The following is a 24,628-nucleotide window of genomic DNA, read 5'->3' as shown; positions in this document are numbered from 1 at the left end:
CAGTAGGAAACTTCTATTTAAGACTGTCATACTAAATCCGGTTATTAAAGACTGATTATTCATTCTCCCTTTTGCCTATTGCCTTCTGCCTATTGCCTGTCCTGATATGTAGCCTATACTCAGCGGATTTAGTATCACTTAAAACTCAAATCTGATAACTGATAACTGATAACTGTTACTTATCTGGAGTCCTCGATGGTAGCCGGATTAGCAGTATTGGGAGTCTTGCTGGTGAACATTTGTATTAGACTAAAACCGACAAAAGCGAGTAAGGCTATCCCACCGATAGCAGTAACAATTTTACCCACGAGATTTTCTGTGGGGGGTTGTTCGGGGGCATCCTCGTTGGGATCCTCCGAATGGGCAAAACGATTGTAGAGGAAATCGAGGGCTTCATTGCGAAGTTCGTAGTAACGGGGATCCTCGGTAATTTGGGAACGAACCCGGGGACGGGCAAAAGGCATCTTTAACACCTCACCGATTTTGGCGCTTGGGCCGTTGGTCATCATCACCAAGCGATCGCACAAGAACAAAGCCTCATCGATATCGTGGGTAATCATCAACACGGTTAACTGGTGTTCTTGCCAGATTTTCAGCAATTCTTCCTGTAATTCCTCTTTAGTGATCGCATCTAGGGCCCCAAAGGGTTCATCGAGGATGAGGACTTGGGGACGAATGGCCAGGGCGCGGGCGATCGCTACCCGTTGTTTCATACCTCCCGATAATTGAGGGGGTTTTTTCTGGGCTGCTTCTGTCAATCCCACTAAGGATAGATTTTCTTCCACGATCTTCACCTTCTCAGCCTGAGATTTTTCGGGATAAACCGAATTAACCCCGATATAAACGTTCTCAAAGGCGGTTTTCCAGGGCAAAAGCGAATAATTTTGGAATACCATCATCCGGTCTGGCCCTGGTTCCTTAACCTCTTTATCCTGTAGCAGCACTTGCCCACGACTAGGAGAAGAAAACCCCGCTACCATATTTAAAAGGGTCGATTTACCGCAGCCGGAGTGACCGATAATGCAGACAAATTCCCCCTCATTAACTTGCAGCTCCACACCGTCTAAAACGGTGTAAACCCCTGCTTGAGTGGGGTATTCTTTGGCAACATTACTAACTAATAAAAAAGGCTGGGTGGTGGTGCTGGAATTCACGGTCTTATCGGTAAAAGTTTGCATATTCGTCCTAGATTTATTTTAAGGTGGGCTTTGCCCACCACAACCATTAATTCGGGTCTGCTGAAAAAGTTTTTCGTGGGGACAGGGTGTGGGGTTTAGGGTTTTAGCGATTTTCATCTGGTCAATTACCTAATTTTCAGGGAAAAAGTCCCTGAATTTTCCCCCCGATCACTCCCATATCTGGTACTTTTTGATTGCCAAAAAGTCTAAAAGTTTTACCCAACAAGGTTTTTAGATTTATTCAGCCAACCTTAATTAGCGACGGGATCATCGAGGAGAACTTCTGAGACGCGATAATCGCGACGGATCGAGAAACGTTCCAGATAGCCGATCGGATCGTCGGGACTGAAAATAAGATGATCAAAGAGGGCAAAACTGTGGCGATCGGGTTCCAAATCGGGAAGGCCCAGGGACCGGCAAGCTTCACCAAACAGATCGGGACGACGGACGCGTTCAATCACTTCCACCCAGTTGCGGGGGAAAGGTGCGTAACCCCAACGGGCAAGCTGAGTTAGGGTCCATAGGGCCTCACTCCGGCCCGGACAGTTAGCTTGATCGACGTAAAACTGATTAAATCGGAATAGGGGTTCGGGGGCAGTTCCTAAACCGCGATCGTAACCATCGAGGAAACCGGGGCGAATAATTGCGCTATCCACGCCCACATACTGGGGCTGACTGAGAATATTGACGATTTCTTCTCGATTACGCCGATCATCGCAGTATTCACAGGCTTTAATTAAAGCTTTCACCATGGCGATATGGGTTTCGGGATGTTTCGCCGCCCAAGTTTCCTTGACTCCGAGGACTTTTTCCTGGTGTCCGGGCCAAATATCAAGATCGGTGGCGATAACGTAGCCTAATTTTTCCTGAACGGCGTAGGAGTTCCAGGGTTCCCCCACACAATAACCGTCGATATTACCCGCTTTTAGTAGGGAAACCATCTGAGGCGGCGGAATTACGGCTAAATTGACATCACTATCGGGATCGATGCCGCCACTAGCTAACCAGTAGCGTAACAGTAGATTGTGCATGGAGGCGGGGTGAACCATGCCGAAAGTGGCGATTTTATCGGGACTTTGCAGGAGGGCATCCTTCAAGTCCTCCAGTTTTTCTACCCCCAATTCCCTGTATTTATTGCTGAGGGTGATGGCGTTACCGTTGCGACTGAGTACCAAAGCGCTAATCACGGGGACAGAGGGCTTATTGCCGGCCCCAATGGTCATGCTCAGGGGCATTCCCGCCACCATCTGGGCTGCATCGAGACGACCGGTAGCCACTCCTTGGGCGAGCGCTTTCCAGTTGGGTTCCCGTTGCAGGATAACATCCTCTAATCCTTCCTCGGCGAAGAAGCCTTTCTCTTTGGCAATAATAATCGGGGCGCAATCGGTGAGGGGGATAAAACCGATGGTGGGATTGGTTTTCAGTCGGGTAGCTTGGCCGATCACCGTCACCGGTCCGGTGGGTTGACCGACTTTCTTCGATCGCTTCTGTTGGTTGAGGAAATAAACGATCTCGTTACGGAGGGCGTAGTAACTAGGGTGATTAACTACTTCTAAACGATGCCGGGGCCGGGGAATGGGAACATCGAGAATCTGACCGATATGGGCCTCTGGACCAGTGGTTAACATCACCACTCGATCGGATAGTAATAGGGCCTCATCCACATCATGCGTGACCATGATACAGGTAACGTGGCTTTCTTCGACGATTTCCATCAAACGTTCCTGTAAATTGCCTCTGGTTAACGCATCCAGCGCCCCAAAGGGTTCATCGAGTAGCAGGACTTTTGGCCGTAGGGCTAGGGCGCGGGCGATCGCTACCCGTTGTTTCATGCCTCCCGATAATTCTCCCGGTCGTTTGTTGGCGGCATGGCGCAGGTGTACCATATCGATACTATGTTCGATGACACTTTTGCGTTCAGCAGCCGGCAGATGACGCAGGACACGGTTAACTCCTAGGGCGATATTTTCCCGGACGGTTAACCAAGGCAGCAGAGAATAATTCTGGAAGACCACCATGCGATCGGGGCCGGGGCCTTTAATTTCTCTTCCCTCTAAAATCACCCCTCCCACCGTGGGGCGATCGAGTCCGGCGACCATATTTAAGAGGGTAGATTTCCCGCAACCGGAGTGACCGATTAAAGAGATAAATTCCCCTTGAGTAACGCTGAGATCGATATTTTTTAGGGCAATATATTGACGGCCATCGGGGAGAGGGAAAACCTTATCAATGTGATCGACTTCAATAAATGCAGACATTTTCAGTTATCAGTTATTAGTTATTAGTTATCAGTTATCAGCTTCTGAAGGCAAGAGGCAACAGGCAAGAGGCAAAAGAAAGAATCTGGCAATTCTCCTATCTAACAAGAAGGTTAGAAACTAGGTAGATCAAAGCTTTTAGCTTAACAAATTAGGTTTTAGATTCGGCCCTTGTTATCGGGGGTGAGGTGGGTTGGGTGGCTAATAATTTAGTTTTGAACCTCACCCACTTTTATTTACTTGTAACAATTAAACTTATTTATTTTCTTCGGGTACAACTAATTTAGCGATGTAGGCCATGAGGCGATCGAGTAAGAAACCAACAATACCCACATAAATCAGGGCGAGGATAATTTCACTGATCATGGAACTATTCCAAGCATCCCAGATAAAGAAGCCAATTCCCACGCCACCGATCAGCATTTCCGCCGCTACAATCGCCAACCAAGATAAACCGATACCGATTCTTAATCCCGTGAAAACGTAGGGAACAGTGGCGGGAAAAAGAATATTAAAAAAGTATTCAATTTTTGATAATTTTAGCACTCTAGAGACGTTTTTATAGTCTTGGGGAACCTGCTGTACTCCCACGGCTGTGTTAATAATAATTGGCCAAATTGCTGTAATAAAAATTACAAATATGGCACTAGGTTCGTTATTACGAAAAGCGGCGAGGGAGATGGGTAGCCAAGCTAGGGGGGGAACGGTACGCAGGATTTGGAAAATCGGATCGATCGCATCATAAATTAGAGCGTTGCTACCGATTAAAATACCCGCAGCGATACCGACAATAGCGGCAAGGGTAAAACCGACGGCCACCCGTTGTAAACTGGCGAAAATTTGCCAGAATAACCCCACATCCGTGCCACCATTATTGAAGAAGGGATTAATAATTAATTCCCAGGTATCGCTAACCACTTTGGTGGGACTAGGAAGGGGAGCATCGGGGCTAAAACAGAGAATTTGCCAGATGGCAAGGAAAATTAATAAAGCAATCGCCGAAGTTGCTAGTTTGGGTAATTTTTTTTGCAGGTCTTTTACCCATTTTGGACTTTGAGAACGACGAGAAATAGAAACAGCCATAATCAGTTATCAGTTATCAGTGGTTCAGTTATCAGTGGTGGAGTGGTCAGTGGTTCAGTTATCAGCATTGATCTTGGCTTGCTCCCCAAGAATTTCAGTTATCAGTTATTAATTACCAGTGATCAGAAAATCATCTTTAACTGTTGACGGTTTACTGATTACTGATTACTGATTACTGCTCACTGATTTAAACCTTTTTAATCTTGAGAGATTTCAGGTAAGCGGTGGGATTTTCGGGGTCAAAAGTAACGCCATCAAAGAAAGTTTCCACACCGCGAGAAGGGGTAGCGGGAATTTGGTCGGCGGGAACATTGAGGGCTTTAGCGGCTTCCCTCCAGATATCTTCCCGGTTAACCTTATCAACTAAAGCTTTGATGTCCGTATCGGCGGGAATATAGCCCCAACGGATGTCTTCAGTCACAAACCAAGTATCATGACTCTTGTAGGGATAGGAAGCGTTATCAGCCCAGAATTTCATGGCTACGGGGCTATTTTCGATTTTGCGACCATCACCGAAATCGATATTACCCTGCATTCTGCCCAAGATATCGGCGGGGTCAATTTTCAGCCATTCCCGTCCTGAAATAATCTCGCACATTTCCTTAACATTAGCGGGATCATTGCACCATTGCTGCGCTTCTAGAACAGCCATAGTTAAAGCTTTTGCCGCTTTGGGATTTTTATCCACCCAATCGGCGCGTAAAGCGAAGGCTTTTTCGGGGTGATCCTTCCACAATTCCCCAGTAATCAGGGCTGAATAACCGAGTTTTTTGTTAACTAATTGGGCGTTCCAAGGTTCCCCCACACAGAAAGCTTGCATCGTGCCGACTTTCATGTTAGCCACCATTTGTGGTGGAGGAACAACAATTAGGGATAGATCTTTATTCGGATCGATGCCGCCGGCGGCTAACCAATAGCGCATCCAGAGATCGTGAGTACCACCGGGGAAAGTTACGGCGGCTTTAACTTCTTTGCCCGCAGATTTAGCTTTAGCGAAGGATTCTTTCAGTACACCGCTATCGAGGGCAACTTTTAGATCCATGTATTCATTAGAAATGGAAATCGCTTGACCGTTGGTATTCAAACGCGCCAGAATATACATTGGTACGGGCTGTTTGGTGATTTTGCCCAAGGTCATTAGGTAGGGTATGGGGGATAAAATATGCGCCCCATCGATACCGTTACCCGCCGAACCTAATTCGAGGTTATCCCGGGTTGCCGCCCAGGAGGCTTGTTTCATCACTTGCACATCGGGCATCCCGTGTTTAGCGAATAAACCTTTTTCTTTGGCGATAATTAAGGGGGCAGCGTCGGTGAGGGCAATAAAACCTAGTTTAGCGGTGGTGACTTCGGGAGTTTCTCCACTGGCAACGGGGGAAGCTGCAGGACTGCCGGCCGGGGAGGGACTGGTCGCGGTATTATTGGGAGTGGCGCAACCGTGGAGAATTGCTGTTCCTACGGCAGTTGCCCCGGCAGTGAAGATAAATCTACGTCTGGAAAGTTTACTCATGGACTAAAAAATCGTGATTAGAAACTAAACAAAGGTGATGAAACGGTGAAAAATTCTCATTATTTACCCTAACTGACTGCGGTGATAACCGAGAAAATTTCTTGCAAGTAACTGTTGATTCAGTAAGGGTGCTTTAATTATTTGTATCTCTCGATCGCTTTTGCTTCTCCATCTAGGGAGATTTAGCAATAGTTTTTGTCTAAGAGATTTTTTCCGGAAGCATAACAGTTTTGAGGATTCGATGTATAGAGTCGGTTTTTAGTCATCTGGGCTAGAAAGATCAGTTTATTTCAGGGTTATCACCGAAGCAATTAACTTAAATTTACAGTCTTCAACGGGAAAATTCGTATAGATTGTTACAAAATATTGCCAGCCATGTAATAAAAGCATAAAAATTTGTCTGAAACGCATGGTAGGGCGATGGGGATTTTTAGCTATCTTGACTCAGTTATCGGATTTGAGTTTGCAGTTCAATGATTACTGGTTACTATTTACCGATTACTGAAAAATCCCCGCAAGTATTAGCGATGCTACCAGCTTGAGACAATCTCTGTTATGCTTTGGAACTTGCCAAGGACAAAAGAATATTATTATCGATCGATGCTTCCCTTTTATTAGATGAAGTCGCCGAATTAGAAGGGGTAGTTTTAACTATTGAAGATAAGCTAAGACGAATTTAAACTGGGCATTATTAAGTTAGCTAAAAAGCAGATAACCCTTACTGTTCCAGTGTTCCGGTGTTCTGGTGTTCCCTTATCGACCTAGACTAATTTAGATGCGCGGGCAGCTTATTTTGATTAATGCAGAGGAAATTCGCTATATTGAATTTTAGCAGGATCAAACAGAGATAACTTAAATGTCGGACAAACAAGAAAGACGATATGATAAATTTAAGCACGGCTATCAACCTAAAATTGATAAACCACCCGGTAAACCGCCCCAGGGTGGTTCTAATGTTAAACCGCCACCAAATCAGGACAAGGAGAAAAAATAAAATCTTGGGGGGCTATTCCCCCTTTTACCTGTTCCCTGTTCTAACTGCTTACCGATAACTGATAACTGAATATGGCTTATTCTCGCATTAAAAAACTAGCAAATTATCTACGTCCCCATTTGCAAATAGTAACTGGGGGGGTAGTTGCTTTGCTTATTGTTAATCTTTTGGGTGTTTACATACCGCTTTTAATCCGGGATAGCATCGATGATTTGAGTAAATCCTTTGATTTCCAAAAAATCATTTATTATCTGACTTTAATTGTCGCTTTAGCCTCGATTATGTGGTTTATCCGCATGATATCTAGAGTGTTATTATTCGGGATCGGTCGTCAGGTAGAGTTCGATCTTAAACAAAAAATCTTTCAGCATTTATTAACCCTTGAACCTGCCTATTTTTCTCGGCAAACTTCAGGAGATTTAATCAACCGTGCCACTAGCGATGTGGATAATGTGCGTCGTCTGGTGGGTTTTGCTTTACTCAGTTTAGCCAATACTTTTTTTGCCTATGGGTTAACTTTGCCCGTAATGTTAGCGATTCATATTCCCCTTTCAATCGCCGCTATTTCTGTCTATCCTTTGATGTTAATTGCTGTGCAGTTATTTAGTGGTCGTCTGCAGCGGCAACAGAAAAAAGTACAAGAAAAACTCTCGCATCTGAGCGATTTAATTCAAGAGGATATGAGTGGTATTACTCTGATTAAAATCTATGCCCAAGAAGGTAACGAGCGCCTAGCATTTAAACAAAGAAATCGCAAATTATTACAGGCTAATTTAGATTTAGTCCAGACTCGTAATTTTCTTTTTCCCCTGATTGAAGCTTTATCCTATGTGAGTTTATTGGCGTTGCTTGCCCTCGGTACTAGACAAATTATATCGGATAATATCACCATTGGGGACTTTATTGCTCTGTTAATTTTGGCGGAAAGATTAGTTTTTCCCACTGCTTTATTAGGTTTCACTATTACGGCCTACCAACAGGGAGAAGTGAGTATCGATCGCCTAGAAACTATCCTGTTAGCTGAGGCTAAAATTAAAGACAATGCCGATTGTATTCACCTAAAAAATATTCAAGGAAAAATTACCGCCAAAGCCTTGACTTTTTTCTATCCTGATGCTAAGGAACCAGCCTTAAAATCTCTTTCTTTTACCATTAATCCGGGAGAAACGGTAGCGGTCGTCGGTGCGATCGGATCAGGAAAATCTACCCTTGCTAACGCTATTCCCCGTCTTTTGGATATTGCCGAGGGACAGTTATTTATTGATGATCAAGATGTCACTCGAATTGCCCTTGAAGATCTACGAAAAGCGATCGCTTATGTTCCCCAAGAAAGTTTTTTATTTAGTACCACCATTGAAGATAATATCCGTTACGGCGATCCGCTGCTGAATTTTCCGGCAGTGGCATCGGCGGCCAAACAAGCGAGAATTGAGGAGGAAATCGAGAATTTCCCGCAAAAATACGGAACTTTAGTGGGAGAACGTGGGATTACTCTTTCCGGGGGTCAACGTCAACGGGCCTCTTTAGCGCGCGCTTTAGCCATCCAAGCGCCGATTTTAATCCTCGATGATGCCCTATCTAGCGTCGATAATCAAACAGCCACGGCTATTTTGGAAAATCTCAGACAAGAAAGCCAAAAAACCGTGATTTTTATCTCCCATCAATTATCGGCCGCTGCCACTGCCGATCGCATTTTTGTCATGGATCGCGGAGAAATTGTCCAGATGGGAACCCACGAGGAGTTAATCGCAATACCTGGGGTCTATCAAAATCTCTGGCAACAGCAGCAGTTAGAGTCTAAGGTTTTACATTAGCCGATAAAATGGCGAATCTGCTAGTTATTGCCAGTTAAGCTGGGAACTATCTCAATTACTCGTCAGGACTGTTTAAATGCAGTACAGCAGTTATCTTTTAGCGACAATGAACAAGAATCAACTTTTAACCGAACCTTTTTTACAATTACCCACCGAAACATCAATACAAGTGGTTTGGTTTACGGAATTTTTTGGCACTGGTCATCAGGTGCGCTACGGGGAAAAACTAGAGAAAATTGCCCTCGCTCGTACTAGCAAATTAACTAGAGTTAGAGAAGATGCCAAATCGAGAACCCTTGAAGCTTATCAATCTTTAAGCGAGCGAGAAATCTGGCGACATCAGGCCGAAATTACTGATTTAAATCCTGGGGAAAGGATTCCCTATCAAGTCACCAGTTTTCAGGAAAATACAGCGATTAGAAGTGATATTTATACCCTTACACCAAGACCAAAAAAAGGAACTAATCTCAAAATTCTGCTCACTTCCGATCATCAATTAATGCCCATGACTGCCGCTAATTTGCAAAAAGTTAGCGAAACTATTGGACATGTGGATGCAGTTTTTTTAGCAGGAGATTTAGTTAATATACCCGATCGAGCTTCCGAATGGTTTGATGATAGTCGCGGTGGGGCATTCTTTCCCTGTTTACAAGGTCGTGCTAATTATACTCTGACAAAGAATGGTATTCAGACTATTTATAAGGGGGGAGAAATTATTCAAAATGCGCCCTTATTTCCTGCTATTGGTAATCATGAAGTTATGGGCAGATTTTCTAATTCTACAGGTTTAAATGAACAGTTTGAAGATGCTATTCCTCAGTTGATCGCTAAACAACTAGCAGAGGATACAGCAGCAATTAATGAAAACTGGTTAAAAAATCATGCTTTCAACACAGAAACCTACGAAGAAATTTTTTCTTTGCCTCAAAATAAATATTATTCTCTCACCTTTGGCGATGTTCGTTTAGTAGTTTTATATGTTACTAATATCTGGAGAAATCCCAATTTAGAAGCCAGTGCAAGGGGAAGATATTACGAAAATCAAATAGATTTAGATAGACCGGAACGCTGGGGTTATGGTCAGCATATTTTTGAGCCAATTGCTCAGGATAGTCCTCAATATCAATGGTTAGAAAAAGAGTTAAATAGTCGAGAATTTCAAGAGGCTAAATATAAAGTAGTTATGTTTCATCATCCTCCCCATAGCCTAGGGGTCAATATCGTTCCACCCTACACCGATCCCGTGCCGACAATTCAACGGGATGCCACGGAAAAAGTTAGATCAGTACGTTATGATTATCCCCAAGAAAATGATTATATTATTCGTGATCTAATTCCTTTATTAGCATCAGCCAAGGTTAATTTGGTTTTTTATGGTCATTCTCATTTATGGAATCGTTTTCTTAGTCCTAACGGTATGAATTTTCTCGAATCTTCTAACGTTGGTAATAGTTATGGCGCTCATTTAGGGGATAAAAAACGTCCTGTACCTCTCGATAGAAATTATGCGGCCATCGGTAATCCCAATGGATTAGAAGCAATTATCCCGAATATTGCTCCTCTAGTGGATTGGGTTAATCAACCTTTACCCTATATTGCCAGTAATGATGTAACGGTTTTTAGCATTTTAGATACAGAAAAAGGAACCGTGAGCAGTTATCGTTTTGATACTCGCTATCCTGACTCCGAGGTAATTAAATTTGATGAATTTTCCCTTTTTAGCATAGGTGAAGTATAATAGAATTAAAGAGTGCTGGTTAAATAGATTCTCTTGGGGTTAATTGTATGACTACTGTTACTAGCAATGATATTCAAGAATTGAAAGACTTACTCTCGGCAATGCGAGAAGAAACCCGCAAGCAAATGATTTCCCTGCGAGAAGAAACCCGCGAGCAAATTGACGCGCTAAAGGAAGATAATCGCCAACAACTAGAAAGCCTGAGAGAAGAAAATAACCAGCAATTTATTAACCTACAGAAAGAAATCACGCAAATCAAAATTATCACGGCTAAAATTGAAGGAACAATTCAATCCCAAGCAGTATTAACCCCAAAAAAATCCCGATTTAATCGAGAAAGTTGGGGAATTAAAAAACTGGAAACAAATAGCTATTGTCGCTATCACTGCTTTTACCAGTGCCACAATTACTTGGTTTATTCGAGGAGGAAATTTAAAACCTTAAAGTCTGGCATTTTTCTCAATTCCTAATTGGTGCATTGGCAGAATAATCGGTTTCAGGGTTTCTCCGAAAGCGGTTAAAGAATATGCAACTTTAGGAGGAATTTCTGGATAAACTTCTCAGTGAATCAGTCCATCTAACTCTAATTACCTCAGTTGTTGACTAGCTGCCACGGATCAATAATAATTTCTAGTCAGCTTGCTCCCATCCCCGATTCTTTCCTTAGCTTTTTGCCTGCCGTTGCTCGATCTATTTTGAGCAAGAGAAGCTGAGAACTTTTGTGGGCAGGCTTTTGAACTTAGCTTGTGTCCGTCTGGGCCAGTTTTCCTAGCCATTGCCTAATAACTGATATATTTCCTGAAAAACTGGGCAATCTAGGATTGGACAGCATCTTGATAAGGGGGATAAGACCTTGGACTACGCTAACGCTCGGAAAATTCTCGGTATATTCATCGAAGAAGCAAAAGAACACCTGCAAACTTTGGAGCGGGGGATTTTAGACTTAGGCAATCTCGTGAACGACACTGAACAGATTAACGAGATGTTTCGTGCCGCCCATTCCATCAAGGGGGGGGCGGCCATATTAGGTTATAGCAGTATCCAAAAAACTGCTCACCGTCTTGAGGATGCTTTTAAAATACTGAAAGAAAATCCCATACAAGTCGATCAAAAATTAGAATCTTTGTTCCTCAAGGGTTATGATCTGCTTAAGATATTGATCAATAAGCTGCAGAGTCCCTTAGGTTTGCAAGCCGAGGAAGCTAACGCTATCGTTAAAAAAGGTGAACCGACTTTTGCCGAATTACAGGCCCATCTTAACTATCTTCTCGGCCAAGGAAAATCTAACCCAGCTATGGCGGCAGCCTCTTCTATCTCCATCCGCGTCAGAGATATCCTCAAACAGATGTTACAACTGTTCAAACAGGAAGAAACCAGTGCTTCCCGTCAGCAATTACAAAAATTAACTTTATCTCTTCAATTGGCTTCAGAACAGCCAAAATGGCAATATTTAGTTAAAAATGCCCAATCAGCCCTGGCTAACCCCAAACATTCCTATCGTACTCTCGCCCCGGTTATTATTAAAGAATTAAAACAAGCTAATGATTTATTAGAATGGGGTCGCGGGGAAGAAATCACCGTCAGTCAAGAATTGCAATTATTAGCCACCGCCAAATTACCACAAATCCTGATCCCCCTGGAACCGGAATTAGTAGCTAGTACCCTGCTGCAAATGTTCAATCGCCAACAGGTCTCGCAGCTGGTACAGTTATTACAAAAGAAAGGTTGATGTCGGCGCTAGCGTAATTAATTGTTCACCAACCGAGGTGGCAATAATCCTAGAGGGTGAAGTGGGGATAGAGCCAAACCGAAAAAAGCTAAGATATGGCAAGATAAAAACTTAATGCTAACGGCTGACCAGTATCAGACCTGAGGCAGTGTCTCTTTAGTCACTGGTCAAGCTGGGATTTACTGAGAGTAAGCGATCTGCTAGAGTTTTAACGTTCGTTAAATTTCTCGGGCAGAGAAAACAAACAAAACCATAATGGTGTTACTGGGTGTGTGGAAGTGCTTAAAAATCTCAATTTTTCGAGGCGATATTCCTCGCTGGCCTTGCTGCTGGCTATTTTCGGATTATTTCACGGGACGGTAATGGCCGAAGAAGAACCCCCAGAGACGGTTTTTCCCCGGGTCGAGCAGCTAGTACAGTCGCCTCCCGCGACGGGAGAAACTACTCCACCCGTGCTACCGCCGCCGGAAACCCCAACCCCTCCAGAAACTCCCACAACACCCCCACCAGCGCAGGCCGAGGAGTCGCGGGTCTTGGTGGCTGAAGTGGTAGTACAGGGGGCTGATCGAGAATTAGAAAATCTAGTTTATAATACCATTCGTACCCGACCCGGACGCAGCACGACTCGATCGCAACTACAAGAAGATATTAACGCCGTTTTTGCCACGGGCTTTTTTGCCGATGTGCGGGCAGTTCCTCAAGATACGCCCCTAGGGGTGCGAGTCACCTTCGAGGTGCAACCTAACCCCGTTTTTCAGGGTGTACAGATTCAAATCGCCCCAGAAACCGTGGACAAATCGATTTTACCTGCCGGGGTGGTCGAGGAAATTTTCGCCAGTCAATACGGCAAAACCCTGAATTTGCGGGAATTACAGGCGGGGGTCAAAAAAATCAATGACTGGTACAGCAAAAACGGCTATGATCTGGCCCAGGTGATCGGTGCGCCGCAAGTCACTCCCGATGGTAGGGTGATTCTGGTCATTTCCGAAGGTTTAATCGAAAAAATTCAAGTACGCTACTTTAACGTCGAACAGGAACCGGTCAAGGGTAAAACCAGAGAATTTATCATTACTAGGGAAATGCGCCTAAAAGCGGGGGATATTTTTAACCGCAATACAGCCCAACAGGATTTACAGCGTGTTTTCGGTCTCGGTTTATTCGAGGATGTGCGTCTGTCTTTTTCCCCTGGCAGCGACCCAAGGGAGGTGGTCGTTAACGTCGATGTGGTGGAAGGTAATACCGGTTCCCTGGCCGCTGGGGGTGGTATTAGCTCGAATGCGGGCTTATTCGGGACTGTTAGCTATCAACAGCGCAATTTTGGCGGTAATAACCAAACTTTAGGGGCAGAAGTCCAGTTAGGGGAACGGGAATTGTTATTTGATCTGAGTTTTTCCGATCCTTGGATTGCCAAGGATAATTTCCGCACTTCCTACACGGTCAACGTTTTCCGGCGACAGTCGATTTCTCTGGTTTATGATGGGGAAAATTCCTCAATTCGGACTCTTAACGATAATGATAGTCCCCGTATCGTCCGGACGGGTGGCGGTATTACTTTTGTCCGTCCTTTGGCCCCTGATGTGTTTACGAAACCAAAATGGGTGGTTTCCCTAGGCTTTAACTATCAACAGGTACAGGTGCAAAATGCCAATGGTGACATCTCCCCTCTGTCTGCACCTCTCAATGGTTTTGGCAGTCAACAACTGGCTTTTAGTTCCTCTGGGATCGATGATCTACTTTCCCTAAATATTGGCGCTATTCAAGATTTTCGCGACAATCCCCTGCAACCCACCAGTGGTTCTTTCCTGCGTCTAGGTTTAGAACAAACTATTCCGGTCGGTTCTGGCAGTATTTTCGGCACTCGTGTTCGGGGTAGTTACAGTTACTTTATCCCCGTTCGGTTGATTAATTCCTTTAATCTCTTTGAAACCGATATTTTTAAAGGTCAGCAATCCCTCGCTTTTAATGTGCAAGCAGGGACAGTATTAGGCGATTTACCCCCCTACGATGCTTTTATCGTTGGGGGTAGTAACTCTGTACGGGGTTACGCCGAGGGAGAAGTGGGTAGCGGTCGCAGTTATTTCCAAGCGACGGCCGAATATCGTTTTCCCATTGTCGCCATTATCGGGGGGGCTTTATTTGTCGATTTCGGCACTACTGTTGGTTCCCAAGGGGATGTCCCTGGTCAACCAGGGATTGTCCGGGATTTACCCGGTACCGGTCTCGGTTACGGTTTGGGTGTTCGGGTACAATCTCCCGTCGGCCAAATTCGGGTTGACTTCGGTTTTAATGTCGATGGTGGTTCTCGTCTCCATTTCGGGATCGGGGAACGATTCTAATCAGTTATCAGTTATCAGTTATCAGTTATCAGTTATCAGTTATCAGTTATCAGTTATCAGTTATCAGTTATCGATAAATTTAGTTCTTTTTGCTGTTCACTGATAAAAGCTTTATTACTTAATAATTATGGTTTCTACTATCCCTAAACAATTTGAATTATCGGGAATTGGCCTGCATTCGGGGGAAATAACACGGGTGCGCGTCTGTGGGGCCAATCCCGGAGAAGGACGTTATTTTGTCCGCAGAGATTTAACCAATCAACCGATTATTCCCGCTCTAGTTTCTTCGGTTTACCAAACGACTTTATCAACGGAATTGGGACAAGGAGAAGCCAAGGTTAGAACCGTTGAGCATTTATTAGCAGCCTTAACCGCTTTGGGGGTAGAGGATGCTCGCATTGAGGTGGATGGTGCGGAAATTCCCCTCCTCGATGGTTCGGCCAAAATCTGGGTAGAAGCGATCGAAAATGCCGGTTTAGATAACTCTTTTTCTCGATCGGATTTAACTATTTCTCAACCGATTTGGTTGTACGAAGGAGATGCTTTTGTGGCGGCGATTCCTTCCCCTGAATTACGTTTTACCTACGGGATCGATTTTACCTATAAACCGATCGGTAATCAATGGTATAGTTGGAGTCCTGATCAAGAAAGTTTTCGAGATGCGATCGCAGATGCCCGTACTTTCGGTTTTGCCGATCAAATTGAGTATCTGCAAAAGGCTGGTTTAATTAAAGGAGGCAGTTTAGAAAATGCTTTAGTCTGCGATCAAAATCAATGGTTAAATCCTCCTTTACGCTTTGATAATGAGCCAGCAAGACATAAATTATTGGACTTAATTGGTGATTTAAGTTTACTGGGAAACATTCCCACCGCTCATTACATGGCTTTTAAAGCTAGTCATAAACTGCACATTCAATTAGCTAAAGCAATTCAGGGTTAATTATTTCTTGGATCAAGGGAACGAACGACAAAAATACCGATGGCTTTGTCCACTTTAGTGATATATTTTTCTAGGTCTTTAGCAATGGTAACTTGACCAGCAGGAGAGGCATGAATTAAGCCAATTTTGCCATCGGCAAAGCGATAAACTAGACCGGTATGGGTGGTATCTAAACCAGGGATATTAGTCACGACACCGATAATATCGCCAGCTTGCAGTTGTGGATAAATATCTTTAATCTTAGCGGTGGGAATATAGGTTAAGGATAAGCTTTCTAATTGCCGTTCTAACTGTTGAATACAATCGTAATTACTTTGAGTTTTTAACTGGGGATATAGATGGCGGTTTTTGCTGATAAAGTTGAGCTTTTTGTCAAGAGTAATTCCTCCTAATTTGTGAGTAAGATTTTCTAGATTGCCTCGTTTTTGGTTGTCATTAATCCAATCGGAAAAGTAGTGAAGACGACTACAATAACCGTCGAGAATACCGTGGCGATAACGCTGATTTAAAACCTGTTGACTAAAAGCAGAATACTGATAATTTTTTAAAGCAAAATTGTGACTCAAAGCGAGAACTGTTTCCACAAAGAGGACACAATCAAACTCTTTTAAAGAGATAAATAATTTTTCTGTTGCCGAGCGATCGAGTAATCCTGCTTGATATTTTGCTCCTAAAAATTGAGCGGCGATATTCTGGATTATATCGGCCATGGGTAAGCGATCGAGTTGTGTATTTTGGGCGTACTGCACCAGTTTTTGATAATTAGGATCGCTGACTTCTTGAGCAAGAATAGTTTCCGATCGAGCTATACTCAAGGGAATTAAAACAGGATTAATTAATAAATAGGGTAAAGTTATCCAATTAAAAAACATTTTCGATCGATTACTGAAAATAATAAGGGTTTATCACCGACTAATACACATTAACTATCGGAGTTATCAACTGTTAAAATCTGCCAATGTTAGTTATTATTGCTTCATGTATTTTACTATTTATTCTACATAAAATTATTGTCGATATCCTCAAGTTATTGAGGACGTTTAACCCCACCACGACGTTTAACTTGAAACCCATATAGATAAATTTCAGGTATATTAATTCGACCATCGAGGAGACTTTCCACCACACCCAATTGTATTAGATATTGCATAATTTCTTCAGGTTCCTTAACAGGAGGTTGTTTTTCAGGACTCCAGTGAGTTGAGCGCACAGCCTCTAAAAAAGTTTCTTTTAATATAGGAGCTTCTAACCCTTTTAACTTAGTTTTTAGAGATTCTAACCAAGGATATTCTTCCTGTGCTAATTCTTTAATTCTATCCTCTGAAGTATCCATTAAAGCACTCTGGAGATCAGAGGGTTGTAGAAGGTATAGCTCGGTCAGTTGTTCAAAACTTTCAAAATGTTCTAATCTTTTGGCTGCCGCTTTGTCGAATAATTTTAGAAAAGAGCGAGGAGCAATTCTACCCCCAGCATCCTGAAGATGATTAGGTATCCATCGGTAGGTAATGCCTTTTTTAGGACTAGCTCCCATATATTTACCGATCATTATTTCGATTAATTCTTGAAATAATTGTTCATCACTTCTAACATTCCATCCTAGTTGGGTTGAGCTTTCATAAATTAAATTAGGGATAATCTGTAAATAGTCTCTCATTTCTTGAGCCGAATTAGCTAACCGTTTAATCCAGAGTTGATAGAGCCAAGAAGGTCGCCATTCTAGCCGATGGGATTGTAATTTAGAAGCATCAGGAAATCCCAAAAATTCCTCTCTAAATAGGTCGGTACGAAGAAATATTTTTGGTCGAATTCTCTCCCAACGACGAGAGCGATCGAGCCAAAAAGCTAATAATTCTCTAATCGGATTAGCTAGAGCATTATAAGTAGTCAATAACCGATCTAATTCATCATAAGTAATAAATAGCCAGTGGTCAGAAGTAATTAATCGTTCGTCTAATTTGTCAAGAACATAATTTAGATGTTCAAAATTATCTTTAACTAAAATTCTCCATTCTGATAAAAGCGATAACCTATTTTGAAGAATAGTAGTAATATTTGAATCTAATTCTTGACCTATAATGCTGGCAATATCAGATTCTTTTTCCTGTAAAATGACACCTAAAATCAATCCTAACCAGAAACTACGCCATTCAAGATTAGTAGCGTTTTGCATTTCTTCTTCTATAATTTCTGGTATCGGAAATCGTTTTTCAGTTTTGAGAGTGCGACCAAATCCTGCCATCCATCTGGTCTGATTTAAAGGAGCAAGACCTCGAATATTTAAACTATTAACTAAAGCTTCTCGTCCAGAAGGAATGGCTAGTAAACGAAATAATTCTGTTTTACCCACACCCCGACCACCTTGAATTAATAAAATGCTTGGTTCCAATGCCCGTTTATAATCAACCACAGGCAAGAAATTTTTGAGAAATACTTCTTCATTATCACTTTCCTGTTCGGCTGCTGCTTTTCCAGGAGCAATTTCTCTCATTAATTCCAGTAACTTTTTTTTATCGAATTCAGCCATAATTTTTTACCGATTGTTTATAATCACATCACGTCCAAATAATTGACAAAGCTTTTCAGCAATATTTTGATAAGGAGAATCGGTCATAACTTTCACGAGATTTGCTAATCTCTCTTTTTCTTCTGGAGTTGAGTCACGATTCAAGAGGGCAATATCCCCCCGCAGACTATTATCGTAAGGGACAATTATCGGGACAAATGATTCACCAGTATAATTATCATACTTTTCTTGGAAAATTGTATAGGCGGTTTCTCGAAACTTTCGTAACTCTATTTCTCGGCCAACTGTTCCTAAAGATGGAGCGAGAGCATGAACTAAAATTAATGGTAAAGGATCCTCAGGGTTAGATAGGGCTAAATGTTGGATAACTTGGGTTAATCCTGCCCAACTTTGTCGAGATTCCGTACCAAAAATAACCACTGCATGGGAAAAATAAGTAATAGCTAAACCACCAATATCATGAAAACCTGCTCTTGCATCCATGAGAATAAAATCCAGTGGTCTGCTTAACCTTTCTATTTCTTCTAGCATTTGTTTTAAAATGCCTTGTAGTTGACCATTGACAATATTTTGAAAGTCTAAACGAGCCAATTTTTCTAAATAATCTTGATCCACATTTCCTGCTGGTAGCAATTTTAATATTTCACCTTCATCTCCTAACAAATACAAGTCAGTAATAGTTTTTAAACTCAGTTTCCATTTGTCTTTTTGAACTTTCTTTTCTAGCAAATAGTCCATGACACCAGAATTATCGGCAAAATCCTCAGAAAAAATTGTGGCCAGACCGGGAGCTTCTAAATCAAGATCAACTATAGCGACTCGATGACCATTCCGCGCTAAAGTTAAGGCAGTAGCGGCAATAGTAGTGGTGCGACCAACTCCTCCTTTGAAGGAAAAAAAGGAGACAATAGCTGGTTTATATCCTTTTTCAACTTTTTCAAAATCCCAGGGCAATTGCTGCCCAATTTTATTCTCTGTCCATGCTTGTTTAGCCAGATGACGTTCTAGAATATACCATTTCAAGCTTGCCGATTCATCGAACCAAGGTGCCTGAACTCTTTCAGCTATGATAAGATCAATCAGGGCTTTATAAGCATCTCCTTCTCCTTTTGGCCACCAAATATCATGGCCATAGTAATACTCAAGTTTTTCAGACAGGAGTGTAGATAGATGGTTTTCTTCGTTTGATTCTATGTTGTTTTCCTGTTTTAACTCTAGAAATAAGCGAATTTTTCCCTCAACATCACGAATAATAGTCACGGATTCTAGTTTGGCTACAAGAGAACCAAGACTGGAATCCTGAAAGCATTCCCTTACTCTAGTAAAAGTTTCACTAAAACTAATCATCAGAATCTTAAATATCCTTACTAGAAATATAACCGTTTAGCACTAATCTGGGAATAATATCTCGATAAATTTCTTCAGCACATTCAACGGCCGAGTTAGCCTGATCTTCAGTCCAATATCCAGATTGATAATATCTTCTTTCTGGGTGATTTTGCCCTAGGACAGTTCCCCGGATGCGAGAAACTGGTAACTGTTGCTCTAAAATAGGATAGAGAATTCCTAATCTTTCCCTCGCTTTACCTTCTAATTCCTCGAGATCATGTCCGAATTTTTTAGCCGCTCTTTGATCATTTTTAAAATACTGTTCTACTAAAAGCTTAAAAGCGCATTCTACTACATAACCAGCTAGGTAAATGGCATTGTCCCAACGTTTTTTAGACAGCAAAATTTTGGCATCTTGCAAATGTCGTCCCGCTGCACTAGCAAATAACTCGGTCATAGATGTATCGAATCAAATAAAAACTTTTTAGCCATAAACAAATTCTACCACCATAACGAAACTCTAAGAACTTTACTTCATTTTTGATTTTTTAACCTAAACTTGCCAAATTTTCTGAAACTATTGCCTGATTTCCTCACTATAATTAAGCTGTTGACTATCTAAATTACTCCTTAAGACTGCACCAGAGTGCCAGAGTTGCCAGTTCGAGCATTTGTACTAAAATTTCCCCTACTCAGTTTAAATCCAGTACAGCTTACCGGCTACTGAATCCTAACCCTAACAACAATTTTTGATTTTTACCAGAGGTCTAGGACAAGGACAAAAAGCTCATCTTGATTGAGTTATAGCACTTGCAGATGTCTATGAGATGATCTCGAATCCTAACCCTGATCATGTTTGAACAGGGACATCTCGTCTGAGGTGCTGATTAATAACACTTTTGTAATTAAAAGTCAATAGATTAAATATTAATTTTTGTAAAGAAAAGCCTGAGTAGTTACTCAAAAAGCTCTTTACCATCTGTTACAAAATATGGCAAGATATTTATCGAATTGTGTCAAAACCCAGAGTAAATACTCACTTGGGTGACATTTTCTGATACAAAACAGAAACATATATATCCAAATACCTTAAACAAAGGGCGATCGTCATCTGATGACGAAAATCCCTCAAAACCAGACTCAGCAATCATAAGGAGAACCATCATATATGTTCACTCACGTCAAGTCCACCATTCGTCACATAGTTCCCGACGGGTTGAATGGTCGATCGCTGGTCAAGGTGGTCTATGTCGTGCTAGAACCTCAGTACCAAAGTGCGCTGAGTAGTGCGGTCAGGGAAATCAACGCTAACAACCGGAAACTAGCGATCGAAATTAGTGGTTATTTAATCGAAGAACTGCGCGATGGGGAAAATTATCGCAATTTTCAGGAGGATGTAGCCAAAGCTAATATTTTCATTGCATCTCTCATCTTTATCGAAGATTTAGCCGATAAAGTTGTGGCCGCTGTCAGTCCCCATCGGGATCAATTAGACGCGGCGATCATCTTTCCCTCTATGCCCCAGGTAATGCGCTTAAATAAGTTGGGCAGCTTTTCCATGGCCCAATTGGGACAGTCTAAGAGTGTCATCGCTAACTTTATGAAAAAGCGCAGGGAAAACTCCGGCGCTGGTTTCCAAGATGCGATGTTAAAGTTATTGCGAACTTTACCGCAAGTCCTGAAATACCTCCCCATGGAAAAAGCTCAGGACGCACGCAACTTTATGTTAAGTTTCCAGTATTGGCTGGGAGGTTCCGCAGAAAATTTAGAGAATTTTCTGTTAATGTTGGCCGATAAGTACGTCTTTGATAACAAGGATGACAGTGTAGTTTATAAGGAACCAGTAGTTTATCCAGATATGGGTATCTGGCATCCTTTATCCCTGAAAATGTTCGAGGATGTCAAAGAATACTTCGCTTGGTACAATAACCGCAGTGATATTGCTGATGACCTGAAAGACCCCTTAGCTCCCTGTGTTGGCTTAATTTTACAGAGAACTCACCTCGTTACTGGTGATGACGCTCATTATGTCGCTCTCGTGCAGGAATTCGAGTCTATGGGTGCGCGAGTTCTTCCTGTTTTTGCTGGGGGATTAGATTTTTCTAAACCGGTAGAAGAATACTTCTGGGATAAAAGCTTAAAAGGAGTGGAAGCGGTTGCTATTGTTGATACGGTAATTTCGCTGACGGGATTTGCTTTAGTGGGAGGTCCAGCGCGACAAGATCATCCGAAAGCGATAGAATCCTTAAAACGTCTCAATCGTCCCTATATGTGCGCGTTACCGCTAGTTTTTCAAACCACTCAGGAATGGGAAGAAAGCGATTTGGGGTTACACCCGATTCAAGTGGCGCTACAGATTGCTATTCCGGAATTAGACGGTGCGATCGAACCTATTATATTATCGGGCCGGGATGGGGCCACGGGTAAAGCGATCGCTTTACAGGATCGGGTGGAAGCGATCGCTCAACGGGCGCTAAAATGGGCCAATTTAAGAAAGAAACCGAAACTCAATAAAAAAGTCGCCATCACCGTCTTTAGTTTCCCCCCCGATAAGGGGAATGTGGGAACTGCAGCCTATCTAGATGTGTTCGGTTCTATCTACGAGGTGATGAAAGCGTTACAAAATAATGGTTATGACTTGCAGGACTTACCCGCATCTCCGAAAGAACTGATGGAAGCGGTAATCCATGATGCTCAAGCACAGTACCATAGTCCGGAGCTAAATATCGCCTATCGGATGTCTGTACCTGAATACGAGCGTTTAACCCCCTATTCCGTCCGTTTGGAGGAAAATTGGGGACCACCACCTGGACATCTCAACAGTGATGGACAAAATCTGTTAATCTACGGCAAAGAGTTCGGTAATGTTTTTATTGGGGTTCAACCCACCTTCGGTTATGAGGGGGACCCCATGCGTCTGCTCTTTTCTCGTTCTGCTAGTCCCCACCACGGTTTTGCAGCCTACTATACCTATCTCAATCAAGTCTGGAAAGCAGATGCGGTTCTTCATTTTGGCACCCACGGTTCTCTAGAATTTATGCCGGGGAAACAGATGGGAATGTCTGGGGAATGCTACCCCGATAACCTCATCGGGATGATTCCCAATCTCTACTATTATGCCGCTAATAACCCCAGCGAAGCGACGATCGCTAAACGTCGCAGTTATGCGGAAACTATTTCCTATCTCACTCCCCCCGCAGAAAATGCCGGACTCTACAAAGGGTTAAAAGAACTAAGCGAGTTGATCGGTTCCTACCAAACTCTGAAGGATAGTGGGCGTGGGGTGCAAATTGTCAATACTATTGTCGATAAATGTTTATTGGTCAATCTCGACAAAGATATAAGTTTACCTGATGGTGACACTGCCCATCTCAGTCAAGAGGAACGGGATAATATTGTCGGTTCCGTCTATCGTAAACTGATGGAAATTGAATCGCGCTTGCTTCCCTGCGGACTTCATGTTATTGGGAAACCCCCCTCGGCGGAAGAGGCGGTGGCAACTTTGGTCAATATTGCCAGTTTAGACCGGGAAGAGGACGATTTACTTTCCTTACCCCGGATTATTGCCAACAGCATCGGCCGGGATCTAGAGGAAGTTTATCGCAATAGCGATCGAGGTGTGCTGGAGGATGTGGAATTACTGCAAAACATCACCCTAGCGACTCGCGCTGCTGTTGCTGCTTTAGTCAAGTCCCAAACTGACCCAGAAGGTCGGGTATCGATGCTTTCTAAGCTGAATTTCTTGAATATAGGCAAAAGATCGCCTTGGCTGGAAACTTTACATGAGATGGGTTATCCACAAGTTGATCCAGTGGCGTTAAAACCCCTGTTTGAATACCTAGAATTCTGTTTAGAACAGGTCTGTGCCGATAATGAATTGGGGGCGCTATTAAAAGCATTGGAAGGGGAATACGTTCTTCCCGGTCCTGGTGGCGACCCCATCCGCAACCCCGGAGTTTTACCGACGGGTAAAAATATCCATGCTTTAGATCCCCAGTCTATCCCGACCCTAGCGGCGGTCAAATCGGCTAAAATCGTGGTGGATCGTCTGTTAGAACGGCAAAAACTGGATAATGGCGGTAAATATCCCGAAACCATCGCTTGTGTTCTCTGGGGAACGGATAATATCAAAACTTATGGGGAATCCCTAGCACAAATTCTCTGGATGGTGGGGGTTCGTCCTCTTCCCGATGCTTTGGGACGGGTGAATAAACTGGAATTGATTCCCCTAGAGGAGTTAGGAAGACCGCGCATTGATGTGGTGGTCAACTGTTCTGGTGTCTTCCGGGATTTATTTATCAATCAGATGAATTTGCTTGACCAAGGCGTAAAAATGGCTGCGGAGGCAAATGAACCGATGGAGATGAATTATGTCCGCAAACACGCTATGGAACAAGCAAAAGAAATGGGTTTAACGGTTCGACAGGCAGCCACCCGCATCTTTTCTAATGCTTCCGGTTCCTATTCTTCTAACATCAATCTTGCGGTGGAAAATAGCAGTTGGGAAGACGAAAAAGAGTTACAGAATATGTATCTCAACCGCAAGGGTTTTGCTTTCGACTCCGATAATCCGGGGATGATGGCCGATAATCGTCAGTTGTTTGAAGCATCTTTAAAAACTGCGGAGGCAACTTTCCAAAACTTGGATTCTAGCGAGATTAGTTTAACCGATGTTTCCCACTATTTCGACTCGGATCCCACCAAAGTTGTCGCTAGTTTACGGGATGATGGCAAAAAACCGGCGGCCTATATTGCTGATACTACCACCGCTAATGCTCAGGTGCGTACTTTATCGGAAACCGTGCGCTTGGATACCCGCACCAAGTTACTCAATCCCAAATGGTACGAGGGAATGTTAAGTCACGGTTACGAAGGAGTCCGAGAATTATCGAAGCGTTTGGTTAATACGATGGGTTGGTCTGCAACTGCTGACGCGGTGGATAATTGGGTGTATGAAGATGTCAACACCACTTTTATTCAAGATGAGGAAATGTGTCAGCGTCTGATGAATCTCAATCCTAATTCTTTCCGCAAGATGGTGGGAACCCTGTTAGAAGTTAATGGTCGCGGTTACTGGGAAACTTCTCAAGAGAATTTAGACCGCTTACAGGAACTTTATCAAGAAGTGGAGGACCGTATCGAAGGAATCGAGTAGAATAGATAGATAAGACTTGAGAGACTGGCTAATCACCGGT

Annotated in this window: 17 protein-coding genes; 8 read left to right on the top strand and 9 right to left on the bottom strand. The window is 42.9% G+C overall.

Annotated elements, in window-relative coordinates; genetic code table 11:
• Window positions 1-179 precede the first annotated feature (179 nt).
• The 4 genes from O9334_RS09015 to O9334_RS09000 form a co-directional block, all read right to left on the bottom strand.
• Window positions 180-1,178: a nitrate ABC transporter ATP-binding protein gene (locus O9334_RS09015; RefSeq protein WP_287999916.1), complete on the bottom strand. Its 999-nt coding sequence runs from the start codon at window positions 1,176-1,178 to the stop codon at window positions 180-182.
• A gap of 251 nt (window positions 1,179-1,429) precedes the next feature.
• Window positions 1,430-3,436 carry an ABC transporter ATP-binding/substrate-binding protein gene (locus tag O9334_RS09010; RefSeq protein WP_190380138.1) on the bottom strand — a complete coding sequence of 669 codons (2,007 nt, stop codon included), beginning with the start codon at window positions 3,434-3,436 and terminating at the stop codon, window positions 1,430-1,432.
• Between the two features lie 255 nt (window positions 3,437-3,691).
• Entirely contained in the window at window positions 3,692-4,519 is an 828-nt protein-coding gene (gene ntrB, locus O9334_RS09005) for a nitrate ABC transporter permease (protein WP_045362625.1), read from the bottom strand.
• A 187-nt stretch (window positions 4,520-4,706) separates the two neighbouring features.
• Entirely contained in the window at window positions 4,707-6,029 is a 1,323-nt protein-coding gene (locus O9334_RS09000; RefSeq protein WP_287999913.1) for a CmpA/NrtA family ABC transporter substrate-binding protein, read from the bottom strand.
• Window positions 6,030-6,885: 856 nt separating this feature from the next.
• On the opposite strand from O9334_RS09000, the gene O9334_RS08995 reads away from it, so the two are divergent.
• The 4 genes from O9334_RS08995 to O9334_RS08980 all read left to right on the top strand — a co-directional run bounded on the left by O9334_RS08995 (window position 6,886) and on the right by O9334_RS08980 (window position 11,045).
• The gene (locus O9334_RS08995; RefSeq protein ID WP_190380135.1) at window positions 6,886-7,023 is read left to right on the top strand and encodes a hypothetical protein; all 138 of its coding nucleotides are present in this window, start codon (window positions 6,886-6,888) and stop codon (window positions 7,021-7,023) included.
• 71 nt (window positions 7,024-7,094) lie between these two features.
• Window positions 7,095-8,837 carry an ABC transporter ATP-binding protein gene (locus O9334_RS08990; protein ID WP_045362621.1) on the top strand — a complete coding sequence of 581 codons (1,743 nt, stop codon included), beginning with the start codon at window positions 7,095-7,097 and terminating at the stop codon, window positions 8,835-8,837.
• Window positions 8,838-8,913: 76 nt separating this feature from the next.
• Complete coding sequence (locus O9334_RS08985) at window positions 8,914-10,575, top strand: purple acid phosphatase family protein (protein ID WP_287999910.1); 1,662 nt, start codon at window positions 8,914-8,916, stop codon at window positions 10,573-10,575.
• Between the two features lie 47 nt (window positions 10,576-10,622).
• The gene (locus O9334_RS08980; RefSeq protein WP_238567909.1) at window positions 10,623-11,045 is read left to right on the top strand and encodes a hypothetical protein; all 423 of its coding nucleotides are present in this window, start codon (window positions 10,623-10,625) and stop codon (window positions 11,043-11,045) included.
• Here O9334_RS08980 and O9334_RS08975 read toward each other — a convergent pair.
• Entirely contained in the window at window positions 11,016-11,120 is a 105-nt protein-coding gene (locus O9334_RS08975; RefSeq protein ID WP_238567912.1) for a winged helix-turn-helix transcriptional regulator, read from the bottom strand. The genes O9334_RS08980 and O9334_RS08975 overlap by 30 nt on opposite strands.
• A gap of 308 nt (window positions 11,121-11,428) precedes the next feature.
• Between O9334_RS08975 and O9334_RS08970 the strand changes: the two genes are divergently transcribed.
• The 3 genes from O9334_RS08970 (at window position 11,429) to lpxC (ending at window position 15,580) form a co-directional block, all read left to right on the top strand.
• Window positions 11,429-12,304, top strand: coding sequence for an Hpt domain-containing protein (locus O9334_RS08970; RefSeq protein WP_045362617.1), 876 nt, complete (start codon window positions 11,429-11,431; stop codon window positions 12,302-12,304).
• 362 nt (window positions 12,305-12,666) lie between these two features.
• Window positions 12,667-14,640 carry a BamA/TamA family outer membrane protein gene (locus tag O9334_RS08965; RefSeq protein ID WP_287999947.1) on the top strand — a complete coding sequence of 658 codons (1,974 nt, stop codon included), beginning with the start codon at window positions 12,667-12,669 and terminating at the stop codon, window positions 14,638-14,640.
• Window positions 14,641-14,767: 127 nt separating this feature from the next.
• A complete protein-coding gene (lpxC, locus tag O9334_RS08960) occupies window positions 14,768-15,580 on the top strand; it encodes a UDP-3-O-acyl-N-acetylglucosamine deacetylase (protein ID WP_287999907.1) in 813 nt (270 codons plus the stop codon).
• On the opposite strand, the gene O9334_RS08955 is transcribed toward lpxC, so the two are convergent.
• The 4 genes from O9334_RS08955 to O9334_RS08940 all read right to left on the bottom strand — a co-directional run bounded on the left by O9334_RS08955 (window position 15,577) and on the right by O9334_RS08940 (window position 19,890).
• Window positions 15,577-16,452 (bottom strand): N-acetylmuramoyl-L-alanine amidase-like domain-containing protein, encoded by an 876-nt coding sequence (locus O9334_RS08955; protein ID WP_287999905.1) that lies wholly within the window; start codon window positions 16,450-16,452, stop codon window positions 15,577-15,579. The genes lpxC and O9334_RS08955 overlap by 4 nt on opposite strands.
• Window positions 16,453-16,607: 155 nt before the next feature.
• Window positions 16,608-18,104, bottom strand: a complete 1,497-nt coding sequence (locus O9334_RS08950; protein WP_287999903.1) for a P-loop ATPase, Sll1717 family — start codon at window positions 18,102-18,104, stop codon at window positions 16,608-16,610.
• A gap of 6 nt (window positions 18,105-18,110) precedes the next feature.
• A complete protein-coding gene (locus O9334_RS08945) occupies window positions 18,111-19,451 on the bottom strand; it encodes a KGGVGR-motif variant AAA ATPase (RefSeq protein ID WP_287999901.1) in 1,341 nt (446 codons plus the stop codon).
• A 7-nt stretch (window positions 19,452-19,458) separates the two neighbouring features.
• The gene (locus O9334_RS08940; RefSeq protein WP_287999899.1) at window positions 19,459-19,890 is read right to left on the bottom strand and encodes a HEPN domain-containing protein; all 432 of its coding nucleotides are present in this window, start codon (window positions 19,888-19,890) and stop codon (window positions 19,459-19,461) included.
• Between the two features lie 711 nt (window positions 19,891-20,601).
• Between O9334_RS08940 and O9334_RS08935 the strand changes: the two genes are divergently transcribed.
• Entirely contained in the window at window positions 20,602-24,588 is a 3,987-nt protein-coding gene (locus tag O9334_RS08935; RefSeq protein WP_287999897.1) for a magnesium chelatase subunit H, read from the top strand.
• Window positions 24,589-24,628 lie beyond the last annotated feature (40 nt).

The sequence above is a fragment of the Microcystis sp. LE19-8.1F genome (assembly GCF_027531715.1).
GTDB classification, from domain to species: domain Bacteria; phylum Cyanobacteriota; class Cyanobacteriia; order Cyanobacteriales; family Microcystaceae; genus Microcystis; species Microcystis wesenbergii_A.
The sequence above is the reverse complement of the archived record's forward strand: the minus strand, read 5'-3'. Positions and strand labels throughout refer to the sequence as shown.

What these genes read in the sequence shown, in the direction of transcription:
- O9334_RS09000 (WP_287999913.1), bottom strand. Translation starts at nt 6,029, where the DNA reads ATGAGTAAACTTTCCAGACGTAGATTTATCTTCACTGCCGGGGCAACT.
- O9334_RS08990 (WP_045362621.1), top strand. Translation starts at nt 7,095, where the DNA reads ATGGCTTATTCTCGCATTAAAAAACTAGCAAATTATCTACGTCCCCAT.
- O9334_RS08980 (WP_238567909.1), top strand. Translation starts at nt 10,623, where the DNA reads ATGACTACTGTTACTAGCAATGATATTCAAGAATTGAAAGACTTACTC.
- O9334_RS08995 (WP_190380135.1), top strand. Translation starts at nt 6,886, where the DNA reads ATGTCGGACAAACAAGAAAGACGATATGATAAATTTAAGCACGGCTAT.
- O9334_RS08940 (WP_287999899.1), bottom strand. Translation starts at nt 19,890, where the DNA reads ATGACCGAGTTATTTGCTAGTGCAGCGGGACGACATTTGCAAGATGCC.
- O9334_RS09010 (WP_190380138.1), bottom strand. Translation starts at nt 3,436, where the DNA reads ATGTCTGCATTTATTGAAGTCGATCACATTGATAAGGTTTTCCCTCTC.
- O9334_RS08950 (WP_287999903.1), bottom strand. Translation starts at nt 18,104, where the DNA reads ATGGCTGAATTCGATAAAAAAAAGTTACTGGAATTAATGAGAGAAATT.
- O9334_RS08935 (WP_287999897.1), top strand. Translation starts at nt 20,602, where the DNA reads ATGTTCACTCACGTCAAGTCCACCATTCGTCACATAGTTCCCGACGGG.
- O9334_RS08955 (WP_287999905.1), bottom strand. Translation starts at nt 16,452, where the DNA reads ATGTTTTTTAATTGGATAACTTTACCCTATTTATTAATTAATCCTGTT.
- O9334_RS08965 (WP_287999947.1), top strand. Translation starts at nt 12,667, where the DNA reads ATGGCCGAAGAAGAACCCCCAGAGACGGTTTTTCCCCGGGTCGAGCAG.
- ntrB (WP_045362625.1), bottom strand. Translation starts at nt 4,519, where the DNA reads ATGGCTGTTTCTATTTCTCGTCGTTCTCAAAGTCCAAAATGGGTAAAA.
- O9334_RS09015 (WP_287999916.1), bottom strand. Translation starts at nt 1,178, where the DNA reads ATGCAAACTTTTACCGATAAGACCGTGAATTCCAGCACCACCACCCAG.
- lpxC (WP_287999907.1), top strand. Translation starts at nt 14,768, where the DNA reads ATGGTTTCTACTATCCCTAAACAATTTGAATTATCGGGAATTGGCCTG.
- O9334_RS08945 (WP_287999901.1), bottom strand. Translation starts at nt 19,451, where the DNA reads ATGATTAGTTTTAGTGAAACTTTTACTAGAGTAAGGGAATGCTTTCAG.
- O9334_RS08985 (WP_287999910.1), top strand. Translation starts at nt 8,914, where the DNA reads ATGCAGTACAGCAGTTATCTTTTAGCGACAATGAACAAGAATCAACTT.